Origin of the sequence: Streptomyces sp. NPDC006476 (assembly GCF_040612015.1) — a bacterium.
In the GTDB taxonomy this organism is placed as follows: Bacteria; Actinomycetota; Actinomycetes; order Streptomycetales; family Streptomycetaceae; genus Streptomyces; species Streptomyces griseorubiginosus_B.
This window is the reverse complement of the sequence record NZ_JBEXPK010000013.1, coordinates 65,718-78,050: the sequence shown is the minus strand read 5'-3', so window position 1 is coordinate 78,050 and position 12,333 is coordinate 65,718. Positions and strand designations below refer to the sequence as shown.

Annotated in this window: 15 protein-coding genes; 13 read left to right on the top strand and 2 right to left on the bottom strand. The window is 71.0% G+C overall.

Annotated elements, in window-relative coordinates:
• Window positions 1–74 precede the first annotated feature (74 nt).
• Window positions 75–941, top strand: coding sequence for a hypothetical protein (locus ABZZ74_RS16705; RefSeq protein WP_356765422.1), 867 nt, complete (start codon window positions 75–77; stop codon window positions 939–941).
• A gap of 120 nt (window positions 942–1,061) precedes the next feature.
• On the top strand, window positions 1,062–2,168 hold the full coding sequence (locus ABZZ74_RS16700) for an epoxide hydrolase family protein (RefSeq protein WP_356765420.1): 1,107 nt from the start codon (window positions 1,062–1,064) through the stop codon (window positions 2,166–2,168).
• An 88-nt stretch (window positions 2,169–2,256) separates the two neighbouring features.
• Here ABZZ74_RS16700 and msrA read toward each other — a convergent pair whose 3' ends face one another.
• Window positions 2,257–2,769, bottom strand: a complete 513-nt coding sequence (gene msrA / locus ABZZ74_RS16695) for a peptide-methionine (S)-S-oxide reductase MsrA (RefSeq protein ID WP_356765418.1) — start codon at window positions 2,767–2,769, stop codon at window positions 2,257–2,259.
• Between the two features lie 187 nt (window positions 2,770–2,956).
• Between msrA and ABZZ74_RS16690 the strand changes: the two genes are divergently transcribed.
• The 3 genes from ABZZ74_RS16690 to ABZZ74_RS16680 are packed head-to-tail and all read left to right on the top strand — an operon-like array spanning window position 2,957 to window position 4,484.
• Window positions 2,957–3,313: a PRC-barrel domain-containing protein gene (locus tag ABZZ74_RS16690; RefSeq protein WP_356765678.1), complete on the top strand. Its 357-nt coding sequence runs from the start codon at window positions 2,957–2,959 to the stop codon at window positions 3,311–3,313.
• Between the two features lie 25 nt (window positions 3,314–3,338).
• On the top strand, window positions 3,339–3,512 hold the full coding sequence (locus ABZZ74_RS16685; protein WP_356765416.1) for a hypothetical protein: 174 nt from the start codon (window positions 3,339–3,341) through the stop codon (window positions 3,510–3,512).
• A 6-nt stretch (window positions 3,513–3,518) separates the two neighbouring features.
• A complete protein-coding gene (locus ABZZ74_RS16680; RefSeq protein ID WP_356765414.1) occupies window positions 3,519–4,484 on the top strand; it encodes a YihY/virulence factor BrkB family protein in 966 nt (321 codons plus the stop codon).
• 34 nt (window positions 4,485–4,518) lie between these two features.
• Here the strand turns inward: ABZZ74_RS16680 and ABZZ74_RS16675 are convergent, their stop codons facing one another.
• Window positions 4,519–5,475, bottom strand: coding sequence for a helix-turn-helix transcriptional regulator (locus tag ABZZ74_RS16675; RefSeq protein WP_356765412.1), 957 nt, complete (start codon window positions 5,473–5,475; stop codon window positions 4,519–4,521).
• Window positions 5,476–5,721: 246 nt separating this feature from the next.
• Here ABZZ74_RS16675 and ABZZ74_RS16670 point away from each other — a divergent pair, with 246 nt between their 5' ends.
• The 8 genes from ABZZ74_RS16670 (at window position 5,722) to ABZZ74_RS16635 (ending at window position 12,281) form a co-directional block, all read left to right on the top strand.
• Entirely contained in the window at window positions 5,722–6,147 is a 426-nt protein-coding gene (locus ABZZ74_RS16670; protein ID WP_356765410.1) for an ANTAR domain-containing protein, read from the top strand.
• A 99-nt stretch (window positions 6,148–6,246) separates the two neighbouring features.
• Window positions 6,247–7,137, top strand: a complete 891-nt coding sequence (locus tag ABZZ74_RS16665; RefSeq protein ID WP_356765676.1) for an SDR family oxidoreductase — start codon at window positions 6,247–6,249, stop codon at window positions 7,135–7,137.
• A gap of 136 nt (window positions 7,138–7,273) precedes the next feature.
• Window positions 7,274–8,392: a hypothetical protein gene (locus ABZZ74_RS16660; protein ID WP_356765408.1), complete on the top strand. Its 1,119-nt coding sequence runs from the start codon at window positions 7,274–7,276 to the stop codon at window positions 8,390–8,392.
• Window positions 8,393–8,506: 114 nt separating this feature from the next.
• The gene (locus tag ABZZ74_RS16655) at window positions 8,507–8,692 is read left to right on the top strand and encodes a hypothetical protein (RefSeq protein WP_356765406.1); all 186 of its coding nucleotides are present in this window, start codon (window positions 8,507–8,509) and stop codon (window positions 8,690–8,692) included.
• 22 nt (window positions 8,693–8,714) lie between these two features.
• On the top strand, window positions 8,715–9,398 hold the full coding sequence (locus tag ABZZ74_RS16650) for a hypothetical protein (protein ID WP_356765404.1): 684 nt from the start codon (window positions 8,715–8,717) through the stop codon (window positions 9,396–9,398).
• Window positions 9,395–10,294, top strand: a complete 900-nt coding sequence (locus ABZZ74_RS16645) for a hypothetical protein (RefSeq protein ID WP_356765402.1) — start codon at window positions 9,395–9,397, stop codon at window positions 10,292–10,294. The genes ABZZ74_RS16650 and ABZZ74_RS16645 overlap by 4 nt, the downstream gene beginning before the upstream one ends.
• A complete protein-coding gene (locus tag ABZZ74_RS16640) occupies window positions 10,291–11,211 on the top strand; it encodes a hypothetical protein (protein ID WP_356765400.1) in 921 nt (306 codons plus the stop codon). Before ABZZ74_RS16645 ends, ABZZ74_RS16640 begins: the two co-directional genes overlap by 4 nt.
• Window positions 11,208–12,281: a serine hydrolase domain-containing protein gene (locus ABZZ74_RS16635; RefSeq protein WP_356765398.1), complete on the top strand. Its 1,074-nt coding sequence runs from the start codon at window positions 11,208–11,210 to the stop codon at window positions 12,279–12,281. Before ABZZ74_RS16640 ends, ABZZ74_RS16635 begins: the two co-directional genes overlap by 4 nt.
• The last annotated feature ends 52 nt before the right edge of the window (window positions 12,282–12,333 follow it).

Below are 12,333 nucleotides of genomic sequence, written 5' to 3'. Positions count from 1 at the left end.
GGTCATAACCCATGCTTGCTGTCGGCAGCGCACTGAAGGACGCGTGTTCGGATCGACCGGCAGGAGGATGCGGCATGGGGACGAGCACGGCACGGGCGATGTGGGAACGGCTTGAACCGGTTCACGATCTCGTCTACTTCGCACCCGAAGCCCGCCGGGCCGCCGACGAGCTCGGGATGCGCGGGTTCTGGATGGGCTACTTCGCCCTGCGGGCGGCTCCGCTCGGGGCCGTACCCGCCTCCGTCGTCACCTCGTGCTTCTACGTCTTCCACCCCGATCGCGTGGCACGGGCGCTCCCGGACGCCTGGCAGTACGCCGCCCCACCGGACGTCCTGGCGGCGCGCGAACGCGCCATGGAGGCCGCCATGACGCGCCTGTTCGGCCCCGACGTCATCACCTCGGCGGATCTGGCCGAGGCCGCGGACCTGGCGTGGAACGCCGCCGAAGCCGCCGACACCGCAGGACGACCGCTGGCCGCCGCCAATCAGGCCCTCGACCGCCCCCGGCTGCCGCACACCCGCCTCTGGCAGGCCCTGACCACCTTGCGCGAACACCGCGGTGACGGACATGTCGCCACGCTCGTCGCCCATCGCCTCTCCCCCGTCGCAGCGATGGCCCTGAAGGCGGCGAGGGGAGATTCCGACGCGGCGCTGCTGCGCGAGGGCCGCAAGTGGGATCTGAGTGACTGGGCTGCGGCCGAGGCGGAGCTGCGGGAGCGCGGCTGGCTGACGGAAGACGGGGCGCTGACCGCGGCAGGCACGGCCGCCCATGACGCCGTCGAGGCGCAGACCGATTCCCTCGCCGAACACCCCTGGCGGGCCCTCGGCCACCAAGACAGCGCGCGTCTCGCCGAGTTGCTCACGCCGTTGGCCGCGGCGGTACGGAAGTCGGGGCTGCTGCCGTCCGGCAACCCGGTCGGACTCACCGACACCACCGTCTGAGCCACGCGACCGGTCACGTCGCTGTCGGCGTTCCGGTCAGGAGCGCAGGTGTGGCTGGAGGGAAGCGCGGTAGTCGCGAGGGAGGACCGCAGGAGTCCTAACCGGCAGGAAGGATCAGGAATGACCGGCGTTACGGCCGCTCCCCCACCCGTCGAGCAATCGCTGCTGGACGACCTTCGCGCACGCCTGCGTGCCCGTCGGCGCGTCGATGTGCCCGAGGGCCACGGATGGCTGCGGGGCGTAGACCCCGACTACCTCGACTCCCTGCTTGACCACTGGGCCGACGGCTACGGCTGGCGGGAGCACGAAGCCCGTCTGCTCGTCCACCCCTGGGCGCTGGCCGAGCATGACCTCGCGCCCGTGCGGGCGGTTCACCGGCGTGCGGCGCGCGACGACGCCGTCGCCGTACTGTTGTTGCACGGCTGGCCCGACTCGGTCCTGCGGTTCGAAAGGGTCCTGCCACTGCTGTCGGACGTCCATGTGGTCGTCCCGGCCCTGCCAGGTTTCCCCTTCGCCGCGCCCGTCGCCGAGCGGGGCATCTCCTCGGCACGCATGGCCGCTGCGGTCGCGCACGCCATGTCCGAGTTCGGATATGAGCGGTACGTCGTCTCGGCCGGGGACGTCGGCTGTGACGTCGCCGAAGCGGTGGCCACCGAGTATCCCGACCGGGTCGCGGCCCTGCATCTGACCGACGTGTCCCAACACCGGTACCGGGACGATCCTCCGCAGGATCTGTCCGCCACCGAGCGCGCCTACGTCGCCCGCGGGCACGCGTGGCTGCAGGCGGAGGGCGGCTACATGCACGTGCAGGCGACCAAGCCCCACACCCTGGCCGTCGCCCTGGGCGACTCCCCGGCCGGCCTGGCCGCCTGGATCCTCGAGAAGCTGCGCTCCTGGACGGACTGCGACGGCGACGTGGAGAAGGTGTTCACCCGGGACGAACTTCTCACCTGGATCACGGCGTACTGGGTCAGCGGCGCGATCGGCACCTCCTTCACGCCATACGTCGACAGCGGGCCGAGGGCAACCCGCCGTATCGAGGTCCCGACCGCGTTCACGATCTTCCCGCGGGACCTTGTCAACGCCCCCCGCGAGTTCGCGGCCCGCTTCTTCGACGTCCGCTCCTGGAGCGAGGAGCCTATGGGCGGCCACTTCGCGGCATGGGAACGACCCGAACGGTACGCCGCGGGCGTACGCACAGCCATTGATCTCGCCGACGGTCGGTGAGCATGCCTGGACTGGCCACAGCGGGTGCGTATACCGCTGATGGCCAGTCCGTCTTGGGGGGCCTTCCCGAGGACCGGGGCGGAGGGGCTCAGCCCTCGGTGCGGGCGGGCAGGCGCCAGCCCGGGCGGGGGAAGTGGCAGGTGTAGCCGTCGGGGTAGCGCTCCAGGTAGTCCTGGTGCTCGGGCTCGGCCTCCCAGAAGGGACCGACCGGCTCGACCTCGGTGACGACCTCGCCCGGCCACAGGCCGGAGGCGTCCACGTCGGCGATGGTGTCCTCGGCGATGCGCTTCTGCTCGTCGTCGACGTAGTAGATCGCGGAGCGGTAGCTGAGGCCGATGTCGTTGCCCTGGCGGTTCTTGGTGCTCGGGTCGTGGATCTGGAAGAAGAACTCCAGGAGGGTGCGGTAGTCGGTCTTCTCGGGGTCGTAGAGGATCTCGATGGCCTCGGCGTGGGTGCCGTGGTTGCGGTACGTCGCGTTCGGCACGTCTCCCCCCGTGTATCCGACCCGGGTCGCGGTCACGCCCGGGAGCCGGCGGATCAGGTCCTGCATTCCCCAGAAGCATCCGCCCGCCAGCACGGCCCGCTGCGTCTGTGCCGCCATGTCGGCTCCTCCCATTGTCTGTCGCCTCGGTCACTCGCGCTGATCGCCCATGCCGTCGGCGTCCCGTCCTTGCGCATACAACAGCGCACGGAGGGCGTGAACAATTCCTCGCACGGCCTCATTCAGGGCGGTCCCGCGCAGACATCAATCCCACGATCGGGGGTACCCCCAGCATCGGAGGCTGATGATGTTCGAGGCAGGTGACATCCGCGAATGGCGCGGACACGACGTGGTCGACCCCAGTGGCCACAAGATCGGCACCCTGGAAGCGGTCTACGTGGACACCGGGACCGACCTACCCTTCTTCGCGACGGTCACCGTGGGTCTGCCCACCCGTCGTCGCCTGGTGTTCGTTCCGTTGTCCGGCGCGACCGTCGGCCCGGGGTACCTCAAGATCACCCACCCCAAGGACGTGGTGAAGAAGGCCCCCACCATCGACACCGACGGCGAACTGCCGGCCACCGACGAGCCGGACATCTTCGCGCATTACGAGCTCGACTACTCGACCGGGGCGGGCGGCGAACGCCGTCTCGCCCGCCGCTGACCCCCCGAAACCGCCGGGAGCGCCGATGAGTCTGTTCCTGCTCCTCATCCTCGTGGCCCTCGTCCTGGGCATCATCGGATTCGCCGCGCACGGCCTCTTCTACCTGCTGATCATCGGCGTCGTCCTGCTGCTCGCCGACCTCGCGTACGGGGCCATGCGCTTCCGCCGCGGAGGACGCAGGCACCGCATCGCACGCTGACGCGCGATGGGAACCGCCGTCCATGTCCCCCAGACGAAGGACATGATCGGGGAGGAGCTCTCCGGCGACGAGGCGCTGACCGCGCTGCGGCACTACGGCAGTCTTCGCCTGCTGCTGGACTCCTTCGCCCGGTTCCGCTATGCCGACGGTTTCACCAATGCGCGGGCCCTGGCCTTCCAGATCGTGCTCGGACTGGTCCCCCTCACGCTGGCCCTCGTGGGTCTGGCCACGTCCGTGCACACCGACGCGGTGGGCCGGGTCGTCGAACGCGCCCTCGGTGACATCGTGCCCGGCGCCGGCGCCCAGGTGCTGCACGAGGCGTTCGCCGGAACGCGGCGCACCGCGCACGGCGGTGTCTGGAGCACCCTCGCGCTGTGGCTGGGACTCGCCTTCGCTCTGCTGAACCTCGCCTCGGCGATGGGGCAGATCGAGCGGGGCGCCAACCGCATCTACGGCATCGAACGCGACCGCCCCTTCCCGCACAAGTACGGCCGTGCCCTGCTGCTTTCTGTGGCTGCCGGGCTGCCGTTGGTGCTCGGGTTCGTGGTGCTCGTGGCCGGCAAGGCGGTCGGAGAGGCCGTCGCCGAGGTCCTGGGCGCACCGGGTGGGAACGGCCGGTGGTGGGACGTACTGGAGATACCGGTGGGGCTGGCGCTCGCGTGGATCGCGTCGGCGGTGATCTTCCGATGGTCGCCGCGCCGCAGGCAGCCGGGCTATACGTGGCTCGCCTTCGGCAGCGCTGTCCATCTCGTGCTGTGGATCGCGGCCACCCTGCTGCTGTCCCTCTACATCGGCAAGAGCGCGGCGTTCGGCTCCGTGTACGGCCCGTTGACCGCGTTCATAGCCCTGCTGCTGTGGGCCAACGTCACCGGGATCGCCCTGTTTCTCGGAATCGCCTTCGCCGCCCAACTGGAAGCGGCGCGCGCCGGGATCAAGTCGGCCGTGCACCCCGACCCGGGCCCCGGACCCTGACGCCGCCGGCCGGCAGACCCCGGCCCTCCGGGCGTCACCCGTCTCGCAGTGTCCGCTGCGGTGAGCGGCCGTAGGCCTGGCGGTACAGGGTCGCGAAGCGGCCGGCGTGGTGGAAGCCCCAGCGGGCGGCGACGTCGGTGACCGTGGCTCCGCGGGTGGGGTCGGCGTCGGTCAGGTCCTGGTGGGCGTGGGCGAGGCGGATCCGGCGGAGGTGGGCGAGGGGGGTGGTGTCCAGGTGGCGGCGGAAGGCGTACTGGAGCGCGCGGACGGTGACATGGGCAGCGGCGGCGATGTCGGCGACCGTGAGGGGCTCGTCCGCGTGGTCGCCCATGTAGGACAGCGCCCGGCGCAGGGCCACCGGGTGGGCGTCCAGGCGGTCGGAGGGGGTCGGCTCGGTGACGGCGGTGTTGGGGAAGGTGGCCAGCACGGTCGCTGCCAGGTGTTGTGCGGCCGTGGAGACGATCAGTGGATGCCCGGCGCCGCCGGGGTCCGCCAGGACGTGATCGCGCAGGTAGGTGATCGTGTGCGCGAGCCGCTGCGCGGCGGCCGGGGAGTACGGCCGGTGACCGGTCAGCCGTACCGGCGCGACCCCGGACCCGCCGTCGGCGGCCACCTGCGACAACACGTCCGGGTCGAGCATCGTGATGTTGTAGCGGGCGCTGCAGATGCGTCCCGCGTACGGCAGCTCGGGCGGTGCGAAGGACACCACGTCACCGGGGCCGAAGGCGTCCTCGCCACCCTGGTAGCGGTGGTCCTGGATGGTGCCCTCGTGGACCAGGCAGAGGCAGATCCGCCCCAGCGGGGTGACCGCGTAGCTCATGTCGAAGTCGAGGTCGAGCTCGTCGACTGTGACGGGGCCGAGGGTGCTGCGGCTGATCCGGGCGCGGCTGCTGTCCTGGCTGCCGTTGCCGATGTGCATCTTCGCGTAGGCGCGGCTGAGGAACTCCTCGGTCCGGCCGAGGTCGTCACTGTCGAAGGTGATCGTTTGCACGTCGGCCTTCTCCCCTTGCTGGTGAAACGACCCGTCACCGCAGGTCAGGGCGGTTTCGCGGGCGCCTGCGCCGTCTGTGCGCCGTCGGGAACAGGCAGCTTTCGTTTTCTGGCTACTGCCCCCATGAGTCTTCGTTATACGGCTGGCACCCGTGATCAGTGCAACAGAGGGTGGAGAGGAGTGACTCAGTGCTGACGTTCGCCGCCGGTGCGGCTCTGTGAGCAGGGAACGGGAAGGCAGCCTCACATGGCCCCAGCAGAGGATGCGGCCGACAAGATCGCCGCGCTCCAGGAGGAGGTCGACCAGCTGCGACAGGCGCTGGTCTCGCATGCCGCCGTCGACCAGGCGATCGGGGTGCTGATGGCCGCGGCGCGTCTGCGTTCCCAGGAGGGCTGGGAGGTGCTGCAGTTCGTCTCTCAGCACACCAACATCAAGCTCAGGGAGATCGCCCAGCACGTCCTGCGGTGGGCCGAGGACGGTGAGCTTCCCGACGCCGTCCGTACCACGCTCCACACCGCGGTGATCACGACCCGGCGGGAGCGGCTGCGGTCCGCTTCCCGCTCCGGGCAGGGCGGGAGGGGCGGACGCCGCCCGTGTTCGGCTGCCGACTCGCGTATGGGCAACTCGGTGTGGTCCGGCGAGACCGCCGAGATCTGCGACTGCGGCGGGTAGCCGGCCTGCGCGGTCGTCGGCGGCCGGGCGGCTTTTCGCGGCCGGGGATCCGGGAACCCAGGGGCCTGTGCGTACCGCCCGGACGAACAGGAGGCCGGCATAAGCGACGAGCAGGACGTGCAGCAGGACCCGACCACCCAGCATCCCCAGCCCGAGTTCCCCTCCCAGGACCAGCCGCATCCGGGCTGGACCGGGCCGATGGACCCGCCGCCCGACCACGGTGAGGAGTCCTACCGCGGCACCGGCCGCCTGTCGGGCCGCAAGACGGTGATCACGGGCGGGGACTCCGGTATCGGACGGGCCGTGGCCCTGGCCTTCGCGCGTGAGGGTGCGGACGTACTGTTCACGCACCTGGAGGAGGAAGCGGACGACGCGCGGGAGACGGCGCGGCTGGTGGAGGACGCGGGCCGCAAAGCGGTCGCCGTCGCGTGCGACATCCGCGAGGAGGACAACTGCCGGGCGCTGATCGACCGGGCCGTCGCGGAGTTCGGGCACATCGACGTCCTGGTGAACAACGCGGCCTTCCAGATGTCGCAGCCCGACGGCATCGAGGCCATCACCACCGAGCAGTTCGACCGCGTCATGCGGACCAACCTGTACGGGATGTTCTGGCTCACCAAGTTCGCCCTGCCGCACATCCCGGAAGGCGGCAGCGTCATCAACTCCACGTCCGTGCAGGCGTACAAGCCCAGTCCGCATCTGCTGGACTACGCGATGACCAAGGGCGCGATCGTCACCTTCACGCAGGGGCTGGCCCAGATGGTCACGGAGCGCGGCATCCGCGTCAACGCCGTTGCGCCGGGGCCCGTTTGGACACCGTTGATCCCGGCCACGATGCCGGACACGGCGGAGTTCGGCAAACAGGCGCCCATGGGCCGTCCCGCACAGCCCGCCGAACTGGCCCCGGCGTACGTCTATCTCGCCTCCCAGGAAGCGAGCTTCATCACCGCCGAGATCCTCAACGCGACCGGCGGCACACCCCTGCCGTGACTCCCGTGTGTCTCAAGGAAGTCGGTCCAACCCATGAGGCTCCTGGTTCGTCTCCAGGAGTGCGGCGGCAAGCAACCGCCGCGCGACGAGCACAGGGGCGCCTCCCTGTGCGGCTGGACGACAAGGAGTCACGACGATGACGAGACGAGCGAGCCGGCCCGCCGGATTACATCTGCCGGTGGGCGGGGCGCTGATGGCCGCCGTGCTACTGGGGGCCGGGCTCGCGTCCTCGGCCACGGCGGCCGCCACGAACGCCGTGGAGGCACCGGCGGCCGTCGACGCGGACACCGGTGCGCGGGTGGTGACGGCCTCGTACGACCTGGGCGACAGCGCCTTCACCGATCCGCAGAGCGGCACGGTCAGCGAGGTACGCGCCGTGGTGCACTATCCGGGCCGGCTGCGGGGGCGGCTGCCGGTGGTGGTGATGTCGCACGGCTCCTGGTACGCGTGCACGGACACCGACGCCCAGAGCTGGCCGTGTGAGAAGGGCGAGCCGTACCCCAGTTACCGGGGCTATGACTACCTCGGGCAGGCGCTCGCGGCGCGCGGTTTCGTCGTCGTGTCCCTGAGCGCCGACGGCATCAACATGACGTCGTTCGACTACGGGGACCGGGCGCGTCTGATCAACGAGCATCTGCGCCTGCTACGGCGACTCGACCTGGGCGGCGGTCCGCTGGCCCGGCAACTCCCCGTGCTGCGCGGGCATCTGGACATGCGGCGCGTCGGGACGCTGGGGCATTCGCGCGGCGGCAAGGGCGTGATGTGGGAGGCCTCGGACAAGCACCGGGGCGAGGTTCCCGGCGGTGTGCGCGTCGGCGCCGTACTGGCCCTGGCGCCGGTGAAGTTCGACGTCTCGGAGGGGGACAACAGCGACACGCTCATCACGCGGACTCCGGTCGCCGTGGTGACGTCCGGGTGTGACGGCGCCGTCGGGGAGAGCGGGCAGCAGTACCTGGACGACGTGGAGGGCCTCACCGGTCAACCGGCCTACTCCGTCTCCCTGCGCGACGGGAACCACAACTTCTTCAACGCGCAGTGGACGCCTCCCGCCGCCCTGGGTGAGGACGACAGCACCTGCGCCGACCACGAACTCAGCCCCCGGACACAGCAGGACGCGTTGAGCGCCTACGCCCTCGCCTTCTTCGACAAGCACCTCAAGGGCGATCCTTCCGGCGAAGGCATACTCACGGGCCGGCAAGCATTGCCGGGCGTGGTCTCCACGACCCGCGTGGTGGGACCGGTCGGCGGTCGCTGACTTGCTTGAAGTTGAACATGGAAGTGCTATTTTTCAGTTCTTTCCGTGTCATATGGGGTGAATGGGACACTAGAGGTGTGAGCCGAACCCACAACCACATGAGGAGATGGTGGTATGGCTTCGCCACAGAAGATCACCGACGAGGTCCGCGTGCGTGACATCGACCTCGAGGCGGTGCTCGACCCCACCGAGCCGGACGGCGTGTACCGGGACAGCAGGGAATGCGCCGCACTGGCGCTCTCGTCCGGCACGACATCCCTCCTGCTGTCGCCGCCGACGCCGCGGCCCAAGAAGGGCTGAGCACAGCGACGGGAGCAACCCCATGAAGCAGTCAGGTACTACCGCCCTCCTGCAGGGCGCGGTGCAGGACCTCGCTTCGAGCGTGGTCTCCGACCTTCACGGCGGAGGCCACGCCCCGCCGGCCGACCCGGCGGGCGGTCCGGGCCGCGACCTGGAGCTCGCCGCGGCCCGCGTCCTCGGCGCGGACCTGCTGATGCCGGCCCTTCTGCACCGCGCGCCGCTCACCCAGGACCGGATCGACCTCGTCACGGGCACACTGGACGCCTTTCCGCCGCGTCCACGGGCCGCGCCCACCCTCCTGTGGAGCCATTGGGCGATGGCACGCGCGGCGCGGCTCGCCGACGCGTCCGGCGCCGCACCGGAAGAACCCGACGCCGCCTGGATCGACGGCGTTCCCTGGCCCTTTCTGACCCACCAACTCGCCGTCCTGGCACCCCTCGCACTACCGGGCCTGGAGTGCGCCCCGACCCGCGTGGCCCGCGACAGAACGCTCGACCTGGCCCGTGGATTCGTACGGGCCGTCCGCCGCCGCGACTGGCAGCAGGCGGCCGGAGCCGGACGCTGGCTGGCGACGCTGGAGAAGGTGCCCGACACCCTGGGACTGGACGCCGGGCTCGACTTCGTGGAGCTGATGGGCGGCAGCGACGCGCGCGTGCTGCTTCAGGTGCGTACCGCGCGGCTGCTGGGCACGGGAGTACTCGTGTGACCTCGCACCCGGTCAGGCAGGTGGAGGAGACCGCGCTGAGCTGGCTGACCGAGCATCAGGGCCGCTTCGCGCTGGGCGCAGACGCCCTCTCCCCCGACGGCCAGGTCAACGCCAGCTGGAAACCCCTGGGCGAACTGGCACAGGTGTGCGCCAGCCTCTCCCTGCACACCCCGGCCTCCGACCCGCTCCACGCGCGCGTGCAGGACCTCCTCACCTTCGCCTGGCACCAGACCGACGACGGCGCACTGTTCGTACGGCTGCAGCAGGCCGAGCCGTTCGCCACCTACCCGCTGGAGGTCTACGCCGCGTTCGCCGCGGCGGGACTACGGCATCCCGGCTACGAACAGCGGGCGGCCACCGTCGCCCGCACCCGCGGCTGGCAGCTCGCCGAGCAGGACCCCACCCGGCGCCTCGGCGTCGTACTGGCCGAACGGCACAGTGGGATACCCGGACGCGCACCGCCGGAGCGGGTGGTGGAACGGACGTGGCTCGGCGGACTGCCCGAGCCGTGGACGTTCGAGCGCCACTCCGGCTACGCCCTCACCCACGTCGTCTTCCACCTCACCGACTGGGGGCGCGGCGGACCGGGTCTGCCGGCCGAACTGGCGGAGTACGTGAGGGACTGGCTGCCGGCCTGGCTGGCCACCTGTCTGGAGGCCGGGATGTGGGATCTGAGCTGCGAGTTGCTGGCCGTGGCGGCAAGCCTGCCGCAGCCGCCCGACGAAGCGACGCCGCACGAGAGCTGGACGCGGATCGCCGCCGCGCAGCTGCCCTCCGGGGGTCTGCCGGAAGAAGAGTCCGGTGCCGGCGACTTCGCCCACACCTACCACTCCACCCTGATGGCCGCCTTCGCGGCCGGTCTGACCGCGCACCGCGGGCAAGGAGCCTACGGATGACCGACACGCGTCTGCTGCACACCGTGGGAGTTCGCGCCATGGAATGGCTGTGGGCCCACCGCGACGGCTTCCGGCTCGAGCCGGACGTGGATCCGGAGATCGGCTTCCTCGAGCGGTTCAAACCGATCGGCGAACTCGCCCTGGTCTGCAAGGTGTTGTTCCGTGAAGGCGTGACCGGCTCACGGCAGGCCGAGCTCGCCCGCCGACTGCTGGACCACGTCTGGCGCGAGACACTTGACGGCGGACGGATGCTGGTCCGCGGCCAGCGCACCGAACCGATCTCGCCGATCCCCTTCGAGGTGTACCTGCCGTTCCGCGAACTGGGCTACAGCCAGCCAGAGGTGGAGGAGGCCGCGGTACTCAACCATCGTCTGCACAGCTGGACGGCGTTCGAGACCACCCCGACCCGGCGGCTCGGCCTCTCCGCCTTCCAGCGCCGCTTCGGACTGGATCCGCGCCCGCCCGAAGGCGAGGCGCTGGCGGCGACATGGCTGGCCCGGGCGCCCGAGCCATGGACGGTGGAGGGGCACATCGCCTACGACGTGACCCACGCCGTGTTCCATCTCACCGACTGGGGCGAGAGCCCGGAGGGGCTGCCTCCCCGCCTCGCCGACTACCTGGCAGCGTGGCTGCCCGTCTGGATCGATGACTGGCTGGATCTGCGCCGCTGGGACCTGCTGGGCGAACTCCTCGTCGTGGACGCCTGTCTGCCCGCTCCCACGCTGGACGGACGCGCCTGGGCGGGTTTCGCCGCCGCACAGCGGGCGGACGGTGCCATGCCCGCGGTACGCGAGATGCCGGCCGCCGACGGCGACGAACTGTTCGACCTCGTCTACCACCCGACGCTGGTCGCCGCCTTCGCCTCCGCACTGGCCACCTCCCGATCCCTGACCGCGCTCACGCACACCGCGTCATGAGCGGCCGTACGGTGTTGTGGCCGGGCCAGGACCTCGACCTCGGTCCGCCTTCGGCCGAGGGCGCTGACGAGGGAGTCCTCGGCGGACAGTTGGCGGCGGCCGTCGAAGCGGTCGACGCACCCGATGTCGTGTTCGCGGTGTCCCGGCGCGGGCAGCGCCTGGTGCGCTGCGGCGGCACCGCCCCTCCCCCCGCGTGCCCCCGCGAGGAGCTGCGGTACGAAATCGGCTCGGCCACCAAGACGTTCACCGCCTTGCTGCTGACCGAGCTGATCCAGCGAGGTGTCGTGACCGGAGCCGAGCCGGCGGGCGAGCTCCTGGCCCCGGGACGGCCGGCTCCGAGGTCGCCCGTCACTCTGGCGCACCTCGTCACCCACACGGCCGGGCTGCCGGCGCTGCCGTCGGACTTCTACGCACGTGCCCTGCCCGTCTGGCACACCAACCCCTACGGCCGGTATCCCGCCGCGCGGGTCGTGGACGCGTTCCTGCGGCATCGCGGCCGACACCGCCCCGGGACGCGTTGGCACTACTCCAACTTCGGGGTGGCCGTCCTCGGGCACGCGCTCGCCACGGTCACGAATACCTCGTGGGAGGACCTTCTGTCCACGCGGGTGCTGCAGCCCCTCGGCCTCGGCGACACCGCCATGCGGCCGGACGAGCCGGGCTCCGATGCGGTGGGGCACCGCAGGGACGGCTGTACGCCGACGCCTGCCTTCGAAGCGGGCGGCTTCCAGGCCGCGGGCGCCGTGCGTGCCACCCCGCACGACCTGCTCGCGTTCCTCGAAGGCCATCTCCGGCCCGCCGGTTCGCCGTTGGAGGGTGCTCTCGGTGCGGTACGGCGTCCCGTGCTGCGGCGCGGGCTGGGGCACCGGCATGTGCACACGGTGGGCTGGTTCCGGCATCCGACCGCTGGTGGGCCGCTGTACTTCCACAGCGGGGCCACGCTCGGTCAGCAGGCGTTCCTGGGGTTTCGACCGGACACCGCCACCGCGCTGGTGGCGGTGTGCACGCGGCGGTTTCGGGCCAACGACCCGTTCGTGGCGACCGCGTACGGACTGCTGGCGGGCGCTTAGCGCCGTACCGGCTCCGCCCGGGCGCCATGTGGTGTCGCGCCCGGGCGGAGAG

Excerpts from the sequence above, each read along its gene's own strand:
- ABZZ74_RS16700 (WP_356765420.1), top strand. The coding sequence starts at position 1,062 with ATGACCGGCGTTACGGCCGCTCCCCCACCCGTCGAGCAATCGCTGCTG.
- ABZZ74_RS16635 (WP_356765398.1), top strand. The coding sequence starts at position 11,208 with ATGAGCGGCCGTACGGTGTTGTGGCCGGGCCAGGACCTCGACCTCGGT.
- ABZZ74_RS16685 (WP_356765416.1), top strand. The coding sequence starts at position 3,339 with ATGAGTCTGTTCCTGCTCCTCATCCTCGTGGCCCTCGTCCTGGGCATC.
- ABZZ74_RS16670 (WP_356765410.1), top strand. The coding sequence starts at position 5,722 with ATGGCCCCAGCAGAGGATGCGGCCGACAAGATCGCCGCGCTCCAGGAG.
- ABZZ74_RS16655 (WP_356765406.1), top strand. The coding sequence starts at position 8,507 with ATGGCTTCGCCACAGAAGATCACCGACGAGGTCCGCGTGCGTGACATC.
- ABZZ74_RS16640 (WP_356765400.1), top strand. The coding sequence starts at position 10,291 with ATGACCGACACGCGTCTGCTGCACACCGTGGGAGTTCGCGCCATGGAA.
- ABZZ74_RS16705 (WP_356765422.1), top strand. The coding sequence starts at position 75 with ATGGGGACGAGCACGGCACGGGCGATGTGGGAACGGCTTGAACCGGTT.
- msrA (WP_356765418.1), bottom strand. The coding sequence starts at position 2,769 with ATGGCGGCACAGACGCAGCGGGCCGTGCTGGCGGGCGGATGCTTCTGG.
- ABZZ74_RS16680 (WP_356765414.1), top strand. The coding sequence starts at position 3,519 with ATGGGAACCGCCGTCCATGTCCCCCAGACGAAGGACATGATCGGGGAG.
- ABZZ74_RS16660 (WP_356765408.1), top strand. The coding sequence starts at position 7,274 with ATGACGAGACGAGCGAGCCGGCCCGCCGGATTACATCTGCCGGTGGGC.
- ABZZ74_RS16650 (WP_356765404.1), top strand. The coding sequence starts at position 8,715 with ATGAAGCAGTCAGGTACTACCGCCCTCCTGCAGGGCGCGGTGCAGGAC.
- ABZZ74_RS16690 (WP_356765678.1), top strand. The coding sequence starts at position 2,957 with ATGTTCGAGGCAGGTGACATCCGCGAATGGCGCGGACACGACGTGGTC.